General features: G+C 57.7%; 13 protein-coding genes. 9 read left to right on the top strand and 4 right to left on the bottom strand.

Going from position 1 to position 13,931, the window contains the following annotated elements:
* Positions 1-147: 147 nt before the first annotated feature.
* The 7 genes from SHIM_RS03080 (at position 148) to lexA (ending at position 5,799) form a co-directional block, all read left to right on the top strand.
* Positions 148-741 carry an anthranilate synthase component II gene (locus SHIM_RS03080; protein WP_054001164.1) on the top strand — a complete coding sequence of 198 codons (594 nt, stop codon included), beginning with the start codon at positions 148-150 and terminating at the stop codon, positions 739-741.
* Positions 738-1,757, top strand: a complete 1,020-nt coding sequence (gene trpD / locus SHIM_RS03075; protein ID WP_054001163.1) for an anthranilate phosphoribosyltransferase — start codon at positions 738-740, stop codon at positions 1,755-1,757. Before SHIM_RS03080 ends, trpD begins: the two co-directional genes overlap by 4 nt.
* Positions 1,754-2,434: a uracil-DNA glycosylase gene (locus SHIM_RS03070; RefSeq protein WP_054001162.1), complete on the top strand. Its 681-nt coding sequence runs from the start codon at positions 1,754-1,756 to the stop codon at positions 2,432-2,434. Before trpD ends, SHIM_RS03070 begins: the two co-directional genes overlap by 4 nt.
* On the top strand, positions 2,431-3,243 hold the full coding sequence (gene trpC, locus SHIM_RS03065) for an indole-3-glycerol phosphate synthase TrpC (RefSeq protein WP_054001161.1): 813 nt from the start codon (positions 2,431-2,433) through the stop codon (positions 3,241-3,243). Before SHIM_RS03070 ends, trpC begins: the two co-directional genes overlap by 4 nt.
* Positions 3,243-3,719, top strand: a complete 477-nt coding sequence (gene moaC, locus SHIM_RS03060; RefSeq protein ID WP_054001160.1) for a cyclic pyranopterin monophosphate synthase MoaC — start codon at positions 3,243-3,245, stop codon at positions 3,717-3,719. Before trpC ends, moaC begins: the two co-directional genes overlap by 1 nt.
* Positions 3,716-4,891: a molybdopterin molybdotransferase MoeA gene (locus SHIM_RS03055; RefSeq protein ID WP_054001159.1), complete on the top strand. Its 1,176-nt coding sequence runs from the start codon at positions 3,716-3,718 to the stop codon at positions 4,889-4,891. The genes moaC and SHIM_RS03055 overlap by 4 nt, the downstream gene beginning before the upstream one ends.
* Positions 4,892-5,091: 200 nt before the next feature.
* Positions 5,092-5,799: a transcriptional repressor LexA gene (lexA, locus tag SHIM_RS03050; protein ID WP_054001158.1), complete on the top strand. Its 708-nt coding sequence runs from the start codon at positions 5,092-5,094 to the stop codon at positions 5,797-5,799.
* Here the strand turns inward: lexA and SHIM_RS03045 are convergent.
* Positions 5,793-7,718 (bottom strand): ComEC/Rec2 family competence protein, encoded by a 1,926-nt coding sequence (locus tag SHIM_RS03045; protein ID WP_241488776.1) that lies wholly within the window; start codon positions 7,716-7,718, stop codon positions 5,793-5,795. The genes lexA and SHIM_RS03045 overlap by 7 nt on opposite strands.
* Before the next feature lie 811 nt (positions 7,719-8,529).
* Here SHIM_RS03045 and gltA point away from each other — a divergent pair.
* Positions 8,530-9,825, top strand: a complete 1,296-nt coding sequence (gltA, locus tag SHIM_RS03040) for a citrate synthase (protein WP_054001156.1) — start codon at positions 8,530-8,532, stop codon at positions 9,823-9,825.
* A gap of 241 nt (positions 9,826-10,066) precedes the next feature.
* On the top strand, positions 10,067-10,573 hold the full coding sequence (locus SHIM_RS03035; RefSeq protein ID WP_054001945.1) for a DUF2087 domain-containing protein: 507 nt from the start codon (positions 10,067-10,069) through the stop codon (positions 10,571-10,573).
* Positions 10,574-10,580: 7 nt separating this feature from the next.
* Here SHIM_RS03035 and SHIM_RS03030 read toward each other — a convergent pair whose 3' ends face one another.
* The 3 genes from SHIM_RS03030 to SHIM_RS03020 form a co-directional block, all read right to left on the bottom strand.
* A complete protein-coding gene (locus SHIM_RS03030; protein ID WP_054001155.1) occupies positions 10,581-11,357 on the bottom strand; it encodes an enoyl-CoA hydratase-related protein in 777 nt (258 codons plus the stop codon).
* 63 nt (positions 11,358-11,420) lie between these two features.
* Positions 11,421-11,885, bottom strand: coding sequence for a cytochrome c-type biogenesis protein (locus SHIM_RS03025; protein WP_054001154.1), 465 nt, complete (start codon positions 11,883-11,885; stop codon positions 11,421-11,423).
* Positions 11,882-13,855 (bottom strand): heme lyase CcmF/NrfE family subunit, encoded by a 1,974-nt coding sequence (locus tag SHIM_RS03020; protein ID WP_054001153.1) that lies wholly within the window; start codon positions 13,853-13,855, stop codon positions 11,882-11,884. Before SHIM_RS03020 ends, SHIM_RS03025 begins: the two co-directional genes overlap by 4 nt.
* Positions 13,856-13,931: the final 76 nt, after the last annotated feature.

Raw genomic sequence — 13,931 nt, 5'->3', positions numbered from 1 at the left:
TCTTCGTTCTACCCGTGCTCTTTGGGTCTCTCAGGAGGTTTCATGCCTGTGCCCCCCTTGACCCTTTTGCCCAAGCCTGAACATGTATACCGCGACCATGGCCTCGGCCTCCACCCTGTTTCGCAAAACAGTAACGGAAGATGCAACATGTTGCTCCTAATCGATAACTACGACAGCTTTACCTACAACCTCGTTCACTATCTGGGCGAACTTGGGGCTGACGTACAGGTCTGGCGCAACGATGCTTTGAGCGTGCAGGACGCGATGGCCATGAATCCGGCCGGCATTTTGCTCTCTCCCGGCCCATGTGACCCGGACCAAGCCGGCATTTGCCTTGCTCTGACTGAGGCTGCCGCCGAAACCCGCATACCTTTATTGGGGGTCTGTCTGGGCCATCAGACCATCGGACAGGCATTTGGTGGCAAGGTTGTGCGCTGTGACGAGATCGTGCATGGCAAAATGGGCACGATGCACCACACGGGCAAAGGCCTTTTTGCCGGTCTTCCCACTCCATTTGAGGCCACGCGCTATCACTCATTGGTGGTAGACCGCGAAACGCTACCAGAGTGCCTTGAAATCACCGCCGAGCTCGAAAACGGCACCATCATGGGCTTCCAACACCGCGAGTTGCCAATGCAAGGCGTGCAATTCCACCCCGAATCCATCGCGTCCGAGCACGGCCACAAGATGCTGCAAAATTTCCTCGACACGATGCCGCAAACCAAAGGGGCAGCCGCATGAACGATGCAATCAAACCACTGATCGGTGCCGCCGCCGAACGCCCACTCACTCGCGAAGAGGCCGAGGCCGCATTTGCGATTCTTTTCGAAGGCGAAGCTACGCCAAGCCAGATCGGCGGACTTCTTATGGCGCTACGGACCCGGGGCGAAACTGTGGATGAATACGCCGCCGCCGCCGCTGTGATGCGCGCCAAATGCAACGCGGTCAATGCGCCAGAAGGTGCGATCGACATCGTCGGCACAGGTGGTGATGGCAAACACACGCTGAATATCTCCACTGCGACAGCCTTTGTGACAGCTGGTGCAGGCGTGCCTGTCGCCAAACATGGCAATCGCAACCTCAGCTCAAAATCTGGCACGGCCGACGTGCAAACCCAGATGGGAATCAACGTGATGGTTGGTCCTGATGTGGTTGAAAAGGCACTGAAAACCTGCGGCATTGCTTTCATGATGGCCCCCATGCACCACCCGGCAATTGCGCATGTGATGCCGACGCGTGCCGAACTTGGCACCCGCACGATCTTCAACATTCTCGGCCCGCTAACCAATCCGGCGGGTGTGAAACGTCAACTGACCGGCGCCTTCACACGTGACCTGATCCGCCCGATGGCGGAAACCCTCGGCAAACTTGGATCAGAACGCGCTTGGTTGGTACATGGCTCGGACGGCACAGACGAGCTGACCATCACCGGCGTCAGCTGGGTGTCGGCACTAGAAGCTGACGGAAGCATCAAAGACGTGGAACTTCACCCTGAGGATGCTGGCCTGCCCGTTCATCCGTTTGAGGCCATCGTCGGCGGCACACCGGAGGACAACGCCAATGCCTTCCGCGCCCTTCTGGACGGGGCAGACTCCGCGTACCGCGACGCTGTTCTGTTGAATACGGCGGCTGCACTTGTTGTGGCCGATGCCGCAAGCGACCTGCGAGAAGGCGTTGAAAAGGCTCGTGAAAGCATCGATTCCGGCGCCGCAAAATCCAAAGTCGAAGGCCTCGCTGCCATCACTTCCGCAGCATGAACCTATCCACCGCCAATCTCGGCGACTGGGCAGGCCTTCCTTTCTTTGCGCAAGACCTGCCCGCAATTGCCACGCAGTTCCAGAATGACACCCGCGACATTCTTCCGCCCTCAGATCAGGTCTTTGCTGCCCTTGAACGCACCCCGCTCACTAAGGTCCGGGTGGTCATCCTCGGTCAGGACCCCTACCCGACGCCAGGCCACGCGCACGGCCTGTCTTTCTCGGTGGCTCCACACGTCAAACCTCTGCCCCGTTCGCTCAACAACATCTACAAAGAGATGATCGACGATATCGGCTCAGCCCCGATGACAGGCGACCTCCGGTTCTGGGCAGATCAGGGTGTCTTGTTGCTCAACACCGTTCTCACCGTTCCCGCAGGCGAAGCCAACGGCCACAAGACCCTCGGCTGGCAACGCCTCGCACATCAGGTACTGGCTGCCAGCTCGGCCAAACCCTGTGCTTTTGTCCTATGGGGGAAACAGGCACAAAGCCTTGCGCCGCACATCACATCGCCTAAAGATGGCACCAACCCTGAAAACGGGCACCTGATGATCGAAACCGCACACCCTTCGCCTTTGTCGGCGCGTCGCGGCTTCTTTGGGTCAAAGCCGTTTTCACGCATCAATACGTGGCTTTCCAACCGTGGAGAGCCGCCAATTAACTGGACTGACGCATGACCGAAACCGTTCTGGACAAAATCAAAGCCTACAAACTCGAAGAAGTGGCCGCAGACAAAGCCGCAAAACCGCTCGAGGCGGTGGAAGCCGAAGCCCGCGAAGCCGGCCCGACACGCGGCTTTGCGGATGCACTGCACAAAGCATCGCGAACCGGGTATGGTCTGATTGCCGAGGTCAAAAAAGCCAGCCCTTCCAAAGGCTTGATCCGCGAAGATTTCAATCCACCGGAGCTTGCGAAAGCCTATGAAGACGGCGGCGCTAGTTGTCTGTCGGTACTGACGGATACGCCTAGTTTTCAGGGGGATAAGTCCTTTCTGACGCAGGCACGTGCGGCGACCAATCTGCCTGCACTGCGCAAGGACTTTATGTATGACACCTATCAAGTGGCAGAAGCCCGCGCGCTTGGGGCTGACTGCATCCTGATCATCCTCGCAAGCGTCAGCGACGCGCAAGCACAAGAACTCGAAGACGCAGCATTTGGCTGGAACATGGATGTTCTGCTCGAAGTCCATGACGCCGAGGAGCTGGAGCGCGCAAGTCATTTGAAATCCTCACTTATGGGCATCAACAACCGCAACCTCAAAACTTTTGAGACGACGCTCGACACCACACGCATCCTGTCCAAACAAGTGCCTGCGGACCGTTTGATTGTTTGCGAAAGCGGCCTGAACACGCCTTCGGAACTGGCTGATATGGCGCGCTATGGCGCGCGCACATTCCTGATCGGCGAAAGCTTGATGCGCCAAGACGATGTCGCGACAGCAACCCGCACGCTGCTCGCCAATCCGTTGACCACAGGAGCCCTGTAATGAGTGGCTTGACCCATTTTGACGGCAAAGGCGACGCCCATATGGTGGACGTCTCTGAAAAGGCCGTAACCTCGCGTGTCGCCACCGCCGAGGGTTGGGTGAAGATGGCGAAACAAACCTATGAAATCATTGCCGAAGGTCGCGCCAAAAAGGGCGACGTTCTAGGTGTTGCCCGCCTTGCCGGTATCATGGGTGCCAAGAAGTGTTCAGACCTCATTCCGCTCTGTCATCCTCTGCCGATTACCAAGGTCGCGGTGGAATTGACACCCGACGCCAGCCTGCCCGGTGTGCGCATCGAGGCCACAGTGAAAACCACAGGCCAAACGGGGGTCGAGATGGAGGCGTTGACCGCAGTCAACGTCGCAGCTCTCACCGTTTATGACATGTCCAAAGCCGTGGACAAAGAAATGGAAATTGGCGGCATCCGTGTGATCTTAAAGGATGGCGGAAAATCCGGGCGGTTCGAAGCCAAATGATTTCCGTTTCAGAGGCGCTCGACCAACTCTTTTTGCTCACCAAACAAATGCCAACCGAAACCATCCCTTTGGCACAGGCCAACGGCCGCGTACTTGCGCAACCGGTTGCAGCTACCCGCGATCAGCCACCGTTTTCGGCCTCGGCCATGGATGGTTATGCCGTCAGCGCCGAAGGCGTTGCGCCGGGCGCATCCTACGCTGTGGTAGGCGAAGCCGCCGCAGGCCACGCTTTTGACGGAACGATTTCTGCTGGTCAGGCCGTTCGCATCTTTACGGGGGCGCCAGTGCCGGCTGGCGCGGGCCACGTCGTCATCCAAGAAGACATTGACCGCCACGGCGACACAATCACGATCACCGATCGCCTTGGCAGCGGCACCAATATTCGCCCCGCCGGCGGCGATTTCAAAACCGGTCAAACCATTGATGCACCAAAACTTTTACGGCCCAATGACATTGCGCTGATGGCCGCAATGAACATTGCAGAGGTCACCGTCACCCGCCGCCCACGCATTGCGATCATGGCAACTGGCGACGAGTTGGTGATGCCCGGCGAAGCCCCCGGTCCGGATCAGATTATCGCGTCCAACTCCTTTGGCCTTCACGCCATGTTGCGCGATGCAGGATGCGACGTGCGGCTCTTGCCTATTGCCCGAGACACCGAAAGCTCGCTGCAAACCGCTTTTTCCCTAAGTGACGACGCTGATTTGCTGATCACCATCGGCGGTGCCTCGGTTGGCGATCACGATCTGGTCGGCGCCGTCGCGGCAAGTCTCGGCATGCATCGCAGTTTCTACAAAATCGCCATGCGCCCGGGCAAACCGCTGATGGCTGGGACGCTGACCAATGGCTCCATGATGATCGGCCTGCCTGGCAATCCGGTCTCCGCGCTTGTCTGTGGTCAGGTATTTGTGTTGCCGGTCATCCGCGCCATGCTTGGCCTTGGACGGACCGCCTCCCCACAACAGACCGCGCGCCTCTCTCACGACTTGCCGTCCAACGGTCCACGTCAGCACTACATGCGCGCCAGTGTCGAGAACGGCAATATCCGCATTTTCACCAATCAGGACAGCAGCTTGTTAACCATTCTGAGCACTGCCAATGCGCTTCTTGTTGCCCCGCCGCACGCCGAGGCCCTGCCAATGGGCGCCAAAGTCCAGTACCTTCCGATCTAGATTCTTTTAACTTTACAACAAGTTATGCATAATCTCGGGCAACTTCCTCCGCGTATGTTTCTGCTATGTTCACAAAAAGTTTTGACACAAAACAAGAACATGAATAGAACAAAGGTAATTAACCACAGGATCCGCTCACTCTAAGCGCGGTCCTTCTAAGGCAAAACCGGCCCGGGTCAAACACAAGGGGGAGCAGTCCCATGTTAACCAAAAAGCAGCTCGATCTTCTGGAGTTCATTCACACCCGTCTACAGCGTGACGGTGTGCCACCCAGTTTTGACGAAATGAAAGACGCACTCGATTTGCGTTCGAAATCCGGTATTCACCGGCTAATCACTGCACTTGAAGAACGTGGTTTCATCCGCCGTCTGGCCCACCGCGCCCGCGCAATCGAGATCGTAAAACTGCCTGAAAGCATGGGCGGCGCGCCCACGGTGGCGGGCTTTCAGCCCAAGGTCATCGACGGTCCCCACCCTTCTCCTGCGAAGCCTGCGAATCTGGCGTCGGAACGGATCCAAATGCACGCACGTGAATTGCCGGTTATGGGCAAGATCGCCGCCGGTGTTCCAATAGAAGCGATCAGCCATGTGGACCATCACGTTGCGGTTCCTGGACAGATGCTGACCCCTGGCTCAAGCCACTATGCGCTTGAAGTCAAAGGCGACTCTATGATCGACGCGGGTATCAACGATGGTGACATTGTCATTATCGCCGAAACAACAACCGCCGACAACGGCGACATCGTCGTGGCACTGGTCGAGGATCAGGAAGCGACGTTGAAAAAGTTTCACCACAACGGCACGTCCATCGCCCTGGAGGCCGCCAACCCGGCCTATGAAACCCGTGTTTATCCAGAGGATAAAGTCAAAGTTCAGGGCAAACTGGTCGGATTGATTCGTACCTACTGATCAAGTTTTGGCAGCGTCGCGTGCCACAGACGCTGCCCGCTGATTTGACGCGCGCTGATCACTTTGTAGCCGGAAGGGGCAACTTGGATCGCCACCGATCCAAGTTTGCGGAGGCTTTCAGGGTCAAATGTCTGGCATGCCCAACGCGTGTCTGTTCTCTGATTGGTGACCAGAATGTCCCCATGCTTGCATCCCTCAAACGCGGACATGGCGCGCTTGCCCGACACGTGGATCAAACGTCCCTGGCTTGAAAAGCGCATAATGGACAAACCTTTTTCCGTATCTTCCCAATGGCTTGCCGCGGCTTCCTGATCTCGCTTGCTGCCGTCATTTTCTAACCAGCTGCGGGCAGCAAAACCATTCCCGCGAGGCTTTGACAAAGCCCGCCCTTCACTGGTCATCAGCCCGACCAAGCCACCAGTGTCAGAAATTAGAATATCTGGACGCTCGGTTTGGCTCCATATGATTCCTGCCAAAACCAACCCGCCGATGCCACCCCACCGCGACGGCCTGCGCCAAAGGATCACCCACAGGGCGCCGATTGCCACCAACGGCAGAACCCAATCCCCAGGTGTGACAACAAAACTGCGCGCGCCATTAAGTGAGCTGAAAAAGACAGCGACATCCTGTATCCACCCCAATCCCTGCGCCATGACCCACAATGGCACGCCTTCCAACCCCACCACGCTCAGCACGCCTGCAACAACCGCCGCCGGGACCACGACCGTGCCCATAACCGGCACTGACAAAAGGTTGGCCGGCAAGCCGTAGTGCGCCAAGTGGTTGAAATGCATGGCTGCAAACGGCGCGGTCGCCAATCCGGCCACCAATGACGACACAAACAATGCGCTCACCGGACGGAACCACCTTGGACCCAAGGGGATCTCACGGTCACGTAGCCCGCCAAACACCGCCACAAGGGCGGTTGTTGCAGAAAATGACATCTGAAACCCCGGCCCCAAAAGGGCCTCAGGGCGCAGCAGCAACACAATTGTCGCCGCCACCGCCACCGCTCGCAAGCTAAGCGCGCGCCGATCAAGCAAGATCGCAGTCAACATTACCGCAGTCATCACAAAGGCCCGCTGGGTCGACACACTGCCGCCGGAAATAACGAGATACGCCCCCGATGCGGCCAATGCGATTATCGCTGCGGCCTTTTTACCGTTCAGGCGCACCGCCAATGGCGGAACCACGGCCACACCAACGCGGACCGCACCAAATACAAACGCCGCCAGCAAACCCATATGTAGGCCGGAAATCGCCAACAGATGCGCCAGATTGGCGACGCGCAATGCCTCCAGCACATCTTGGGAGATTGCCGAGCGATCACCGGTTGTCACTGCAGCCGCAAAGCCCGCGACCTTTGTTGGCATGCGCGCCTGAATTGCGCGCGACAGGCGCATCCGCAACGCCAGAACCGCCGCGTGTTCACCTGACTTGCTCAAATTAACCAGTGGTGTTCGGCTGTAACCAATGGCGCCCAACTTCTGAAACCATGCGTGCCTCTGAAAATCAAATCCGCCTGGCTCCACCGGTCCCGCCGGCGGCGACAAGTGCCCGGTTGTGCCCACAATCATTCCAGGCTGAGGTGTCGCGCCTTCCTCCCGCGCGTGCAACGACACCCGCACTTTGAACGGAGTTCTGCTTGGCGCCACGTTCTCCAGCACAACCTCGGTCAACGTCACTCGAACCGCGCCAGATGCCGATCGATCCAACCCAACAACCCGACCCTCAATCGGGCCATAGTACCGAAACGCCAACACCGGTTCTGCCACGCTTTGCGTCCGCACACCGGCCATCGTGAACCCCGTCACAATCAATGTCGCGCACCATATCACCGCCGCAAAATCAATTTCCCGTCCACGCGCAATCACCGCGCCGCTCGCTGCTATAGCCGCAAACAGCCAAAGCTGCGCCACAGGGGGATCAAACCGCAGAAGAAAATATGTCCCGATTCCACCGCCCAAACAGACAGGTACCCAATTAAACAGATGCCCTTGCTGCTCCAGAACGGCGATCCTGAAACTTCGGATCACATGCAAACTGGTGGCCTTTGAATAAAAACTTAAAACAATTATCAGGTTATGCAGCGATGATTACCGAAAGGTTAAAAGGTGGCCTCCAGATGTTTCCATCGCCGCCGCCGCCTTCACATTTCCGCCACTGATCGTGTGGCGCTCAGCTTGCCGTGCTGCACTGCTGCAATGAACCGTTCAAATTGTTCTCATTCATCAGCCATCGTTCAGCAATTGCCGGATACCGTATTTCTACGCAGGACAGGTAGCCGCAGCCGAGCTACATCCAATCATTCTCAAATATATCATATAAAACAATGGTATAGCCTGAGTCTACGTCCCCGGTCTGGCACCCGTACAATCTGTCACTTTGCCGCGATGGTATCCCTTTGTATACTGAACGAATTGACGCCGCACCTGCAAAATGTTAGCTCAACGCGCAAGACGCTTGCAGCCGCCTGGCGGGCCACTTTTTACGCTTGGGCGATGCGGATCCGCGAAATGACGAGATCAAGATCAAGTTGTGACGCCGGACCGCTGAAAACGCCACGCAGGCACTTAGAACAATGGGCGAGCCGCGCGCAACTGCACCGCGCCAAGCGCATGCCAAACACACATGGCGCCAAAACTGGCGGTCGCGACACGTGACCCCTGGCACTGGCAGGGACACAGCCACGGCTTGCCAGTCGTGCGCATGAAGAAAAGGAATACAGCGATGTCTGAGACTCAGAAAACTGCAACGCTAACAATTGACGGCGCGGCGTTCGACTTGCCAATCTACTCGCCCACCTCCGGGCCGGACGTATTGGACATCCGCAAGCTCTATGGTCAGGCTGGCGTTTTCACCTACGACCCAGGTTTCACCTCCACCGCATCCTGCGATTCGACGATCACGTATATCGACGGTGAGGCCGGCATCCTGACTCACCGTGGCTATCCGATTGGCGATCTGGCCGAGAAATCACACTATCTCGAAGTCTGCTACCTGCTGCTTTACGGGACGTTGCCAACCGCCGCCGAACTGGAAAAGTTCGAGCATACCATCACGCATCACACAATGTTGCATGAGCAGATGGTGAACTTCTTCCGCGGCTTCCGCCGTGACGCGCACCCGATGGCGATCATGACCGGCGTTGTTGGCGCCATGTCGGCGTTCTATCACGACTCCACCGACATCAACGATCCGCGCCAGCGTGAAATCGCGTCTCACCGCCTGATTGCCAAGATGCCAACCATCGCCGCGATGGCCTATAAATACACCATCGGCCAGCCGTTCGTGTATCCGCGCAACGATCTGGATTACGCATCCAACTTCCTGCGCATGTGCTTCGCTGTGCCTGCTGAAGAGTACGAAGTGAACCCGATCTTGGCGCGCGCCATGGACCGGATCTTCACGCTGCATGCCGATCACGAGCAAAACGCCTCGACCTCGACTGTGCGTCTGGCATCTTCTTCCGGTGCGAACCCATTCGCATGTATCGCGGCCGGCATCGCTTGCCTTTGGGGCCCTGCGCACGGTGGCGCCAACCAAGCGTGTCTCGAGATGCTCAAGGAAATCGGGTCCGTCGATCGCATCCCTGAATACATCAAGCGCGCCAAAGACAAAGAAGACCCCTTCCGTCTGATGGGCTTTGGCCACCGTGTTTACAAAAACATGGATCCACGCGCGACTGTGATGAAACAAAGCGCGGACGAAGTGCTGGAACTGATGGGCGTCGAAGACAACCCGCTGCTGCAGGTTGCCAAAGAACTTGAGCACATCGCGCTCAACGACCCCTACTTCAAGGACAAGAAACTGTTCCCGAACGTCGACTTCTACTCCGGCATCATTCTGGAGGCGATGGGCTTCCCGACGTCGATGTTCACACCCATCTTTGCCTTGTCGCGCACCGTCGGTTGGATTTCGCAGTGGAAAGAACAGCTGTCTGATCCGGGCCATAAAATCGGTCGCCCACGTCAGCTGTATCTGGGTGAAGACACCCGCTCCTACACAGACATCGAAAACCGCTGAAGTTTCGACACCTGTTGCAAGGCCGTCCCCATCGGGGGCGGCCTTTTTCGTTGCTATTGTGCTTAGAAACCGCGCGCGCTACAGATCCCTGAGGGTCCGCAGTTCACCCAGGCGCCGCCGGTCATCTGACTTTGCTAAACCTGCGACATGACTCTCGACAGCACCTTTGTTTCGTGCCGTCGACAAGGGCGGCCATCGACCCCCGTCTGCGGGGATGGCACTTCTGTCAAAGGATGCACACATGTCTCAGGACGTGACACCTCTTTATGTGGCCGATCTATCGGCCTTCACCAAGTCTTTGCGAAAATCCCTGAATGAGACCGGCGCATTGCCTGGCCACGCCGCCATGCTTGCAATGGTTTCCAAGGCCGCAGGGTATCGCAACCACCAACATCTCAAGGCCGATCAGCCCAAAACACCTGAATTGGACGAACTTGCTCTTAAACGCGCGCTACGGGTGTTTGACGCGCAGGGTAGAATGATCCGGTGGCCCAAATGGACCAAGGTTCAGGGCCTCTGCCTCTGGCCCTTTTGGGCGCTTATGCCCGCCAATCAGGATATGTCCGAGAAAGAGGTCAACGAGATTTTGAAGCCGGGCCTGACTTTTGGAGACCATGTGCTTGTCCGTCGGTCTCTGATCGACCACAAGCTGGCGACCCGCACCATCGACGGGCGTGTCTATCGCCGCATAGAACAAAGGCCAACGCCCGAGGCGCTGGCCCTTATGAATCGTCTAAAAAACCGCTGAGAAAGGATCAGCGCCCCTCGTAAGTCGCGGGGCGCTTGTCCAGAAACGCAACCACGCCTTCCTGAAAGTCACGGGTGCCACCCAACTTACCTTGACGCTTGGCTTCCTGTTCCATTTGCTTGGTCCAGTCGTTGCCCCAGGTTTCCTGAATAGCTGCCTTGATCTCGGCATAGGCCAACGTCGGCCCCTCTGCCAGATGCTTGGCGCGTGCTTTCCAAACGGCTTCAAACTCGCCATCTGCGACCGCTTCCCAGATCATACCCCACTGGTCCGCCTGACGCGCACTGATCTTGTCTGCAAACAGCGCCGCGCCCATGGCCTTGGCCGCCCCCATCGCGCGCGGCAACTCATAGGTGCCGCCCGCATCCGGCATCAGACCGATGCGCGAAAAAGCTTGCAGGAAATAGGCGCTCTCAGTCGCAATCACCACATCTGCCGCCAGCGCAAGGTTGGCCCCTGCCCCTGCGGCCGCGCCGTTCACGGCACAGATCGACGGAATTTTGCATTCCCGGATCGCACGGATCATCGGCATGTATTCGTCGCGCAAAGTGCGCTCAAGGTTGAGGTTTGCCGCACTGGATGCATCTCCCAGGTCCTGCCCGGAACAAAACGCCTTGCCGGCCCCGGTCAGCACAAGAACCCGAGCTTCATTGCCGGCTGTCAGCACCGCGTCGGTGATCTCGGCCCGCATCTGCTGCGTCATCGCATTATACGTATCCGGCCGGTTCAGCATTACAACCGCAACGCCGTCCGTCACCTCGTATGAAATTGTCTGATAGTCCATAAATCCCTCCGGTCCTGCTTACTCATCGCATTCTGATCCAACTTCTCCCAGCCGGACCCTGCGTCACTTTTTGAGGATTTCGTCCAATCTTGCCTGCTCTGTCTGGCTCAATCCGGCCTCCATTCGTGCTGGTGCTCTGGATCTGCCACGCAGATACCCGAAGGCCACACCAAGCGCCAACAACAGCATCAGCGGCCCCGCGAGATACAGCACCAAGTTTGTGCCAGTCGTACGAGGGCGCAGCAAAACATATTCGCCATAGCGATCTACGACAAAATCGACGACCGCTTCGTTGCTGTCTCCGGCAACCAGTCTTTCACGCACCAACACCCGCAAATCCCGCGCCAAATCAGCGTTGGACTCATCGATATTCTCATTGCGACACACCAAACACCGCAGATCCTGCGAAATCTCGCGCGCACGTTCCTCCAACACCGGATCATCCAGAATCTCGTCGGGTTGAACCGCCAGCGCAGGTATCGCCACAGCGACAACAAGCGCCGCCAAAATCCACTTCAAGGACTTCATTCCGCCGGAACTCCCGCCTTAGGGGCGGATTTGGCCCCTGCCGCCACGCGGTAGCGCCGGTCCACAAGGCTAAAGCAGCCGCCCAACGCCATCATGAAACAGCCAAACCAAATCCAATTGGTCAATGGCTTGATATAAGTGCGCACTATGTGGCCGCCATCGACCTGCGGATCACCCAAAGCCAAATAGACATCCCGCATAATCCGGTAATCAATCGCCGCCTCGGTCGTTGGCATCCCTGCGACAGGATAAAACCGCTTCTCAGGCTGCAACAGCGCCACATCCTGCCCGTCTTTGGTGACCTGAATGTCCGCCTTGGTGGTCAGATAATTCGGACCGCGCTCATCGCGCACGTCCAGCAACGTGAACTCATACGCGCCCACCGAATAGCTCTCACCTTCATAAGCCACGCGAATGTCTTCCTGCTGCCACGCCATCAAGCCAGCAACGCCAAACATCGTCACGCCAAGGCCCGCGTGGGCAATCGACTTGCCCCAATCGGCCCCCGGCAATCGCCGCAACCGTGCAAACCGCGATGCCATATCGCCGCGTCCGGTGCGCGTCCAAATGTCAGTCATCGCCCCAAACACAAGCCACGCGCCAAGAAACAACCCAACAGGCCCAAGCAAACTGCGCTCGGTCTGCATCGCCCAGACAAGACCCGCCAAAGCAACAGCCAGCACAAACGCAGGCACCAAGGGTCGGAGCGCCTTGTCCAGCTTGGCCCGCTTCCAGCTCAGCATCGCGCCAATCGGCATTGCGATGCCCAAAAGCACCATGAATGGAGTGAAGGCCATGTTAAAGAACGGCGCACCAACGCTGAGTGTGCGGTCAAACAACAATTCGCTCACCAAAGGCCAGATTGTGCCGACAAACACCACGAAACACGCCACCGCCAACAGGATGTTGTTCAAAACCAGCCCGCTCTCACGGCTGATCATCGCAAAGACCCCTTTGGCCTCCATCTGGCGGGCCCGCGCCGCGAACAGCATCAAGCCGCCGCCCATGAAAAAGGCCAGAATTGCGAGGATAAAGACGCCGCGTTCCGGGTCATTGGCAAAGGCATGCACCGAGGTGATCACGCCAGACCGCACCAAGAACGTCCCGATCAAGGAAAACCCAAAGGCCATGATCGCCAACAGGACCGTCCAGCTTTTCAGGCTTTCTCTCTTTTCCACCACAACGGCGGAGTGCAACAAGGCCCCCGCCAGAAGCCATGGCATAAACGATGCATTCTCCACCGGATCCCAGAACCAGAAGCCGCCCCAACCGAGTTCGTAATAAGCCCACCAGGAGCCCAACGCGATGCCGATGGTCAGGAAAATCCAAGCAGCCAAGGTCCAAGGACGCACCCAACGCCCCCAAGCCGCATCAACCCGGCCCTCAATCAACGCGGCAATGGCAAACGAGAACGCCATACTCAACCCCACATAGCCGAGATACAGAAACGGCGGGTGCAGCGCGAGGCCGACATCTTGCAAAAGCGGGTTCAAATCCTGCCCGTCAAATGGTGGAATGAGAACCCGGTCAAACGGGTTGGACGTGAATAGAATAAACGCGAAAAACGCAACGGCCACAGCACTTTGCACAGCCAAAGCGCGTGCGCGAATGCCCGGCGGCAAACTGCCCCCGAACCACGCCAAGCAGGCCCCAAACAGCGTCAGGATCAGCACCCACAACAGCATCGAACCCTCGTGATTTCCCCAAACGCCGCTGACTTTGTAGATCAGCGGTTTCAACGTGTGCGAGTTGGAAATCACCAGCCCCACCGAGAAATCCGACGTCACAAACGCATAAGTCAGCGCGGCAAACGCAAAGGCCGTGAACAGGAATTGTAATCCCGCCGCGGGTTCGGCCACGGCCATCCACGCGGGCCAGCGCTTTTGCGCACCAATGAGAGGGACAATAGCCTGCACCATTGCGGTGACGGCTGCGAGGATCAATGCGAAATGGCCAAGCTCTACAATCATTCTCCCTGTATAGGGGTGCAATGCGGCGCGGCCAATGCATTTCGCACGCCGCGCCCTTCACAATGTTGCGGCCTTT

It is taken from the genome of Shimia sp. SK013 (genome assembly GCF_001292625.1).
Lineage (GTDB): Bacteria > Pseudomonadota > Alphaproteobacteria > Rhodobacterales > Rhodobacteraceae > Shimia.
Note: the sequence above shows the minus strand (reverse complement) of the source record. Positions and strands in the feature narration are given on the sequence as shown.

What these genes read in the sequence shown, in the direction of transcription:
- SHIM_RS03030 (WP_054001155.1), bottom strand. Translation starts at nt 11,357, where the DNA reads ATGGACTATCAGACAATTTCATACGAGGTGACGGACGGCGTTGCGGTT.
- SHIM_RS03025 (WP_054001154.1), bottom strand. Translation starts at nt 11,885, where the DNA reads ATGAAGTCCTTGAAGTGGATTTTGGCGGCGCTTGTTGTCGCTGTGGCG.
- trpD (WP_054001163.1), top strand. Translation starts at nt 738, where the DNA reads ATGAACGATGCAATCAAACCACTGATCGGTGCCGCCGCCGAACGCCCA.
- gltA (WP_054001156.1), top strand. Translation starts at nt 8,530, where the DNA reads ATGTCTGAGACTCAGAAAACTGCAACGCTAACAATTGACGGCGCGGCG.
- SHIM_RS03035 (WP_054001945.1), top strand. Translation starts at nt 10,067, where the DNA reads ATGTCTCAGGACGTGACACCTCTTTATGTGGCCGATCTATCGGCCTTC.
- lexA (WP_054001158.1), top strand. Translation starts at nt 5,092, where the DNA reads ATGTTAACCAAAAAGCAGCTCGATCTTCTGGAGTTCATTCACACCCGT.
- SHIM_RS03020 (WP_054001153.1), bottom strand. Translation starts at nt 13,855, where the DNA reads ATGATTGTAGAGCTTGGCCATTTCGCATTGATCCTCGCAGCCGTCACC.
- moaC (WP_054001160.1), top strand. Translation starts at nt 3,243, where the DNA reads ATGAGTGGCTTGACCCATTTTGACGGCAAAGGCGACGCCCATATGGTG.
- SHIM_RS03055 (WP_054001159.1), top strand. Translation starts at nt 3,716, where the DNA reads ATGATTTCCGTTTCAGAGGCGCTCGACCAACTCTTTTTGCTCACCAAA.
- trpC (WP_054001161.1), top strand. Translation starts at nt 2,431, where the DNA reads ATGACCGAAACCGTTCTGGACAAAATCAAAGCCTACAAACTCGAAGAA.
- SHIM_RS03080 (WP_054001164.1), top strand. Translation starts at nt 148, where the DNA reads ATGTTGCTCCTAATCGATAACTACGACAGCTTTACCTACAACCTCGTT.
- SHIM_RS03070 (WP_054001162.1), top strand. Translation starts at nt 1,754, where the DNA reads ATGAACCTATCCACCGCCAATCTCGGCGACTGGGCAGGCCTTCCTTTC.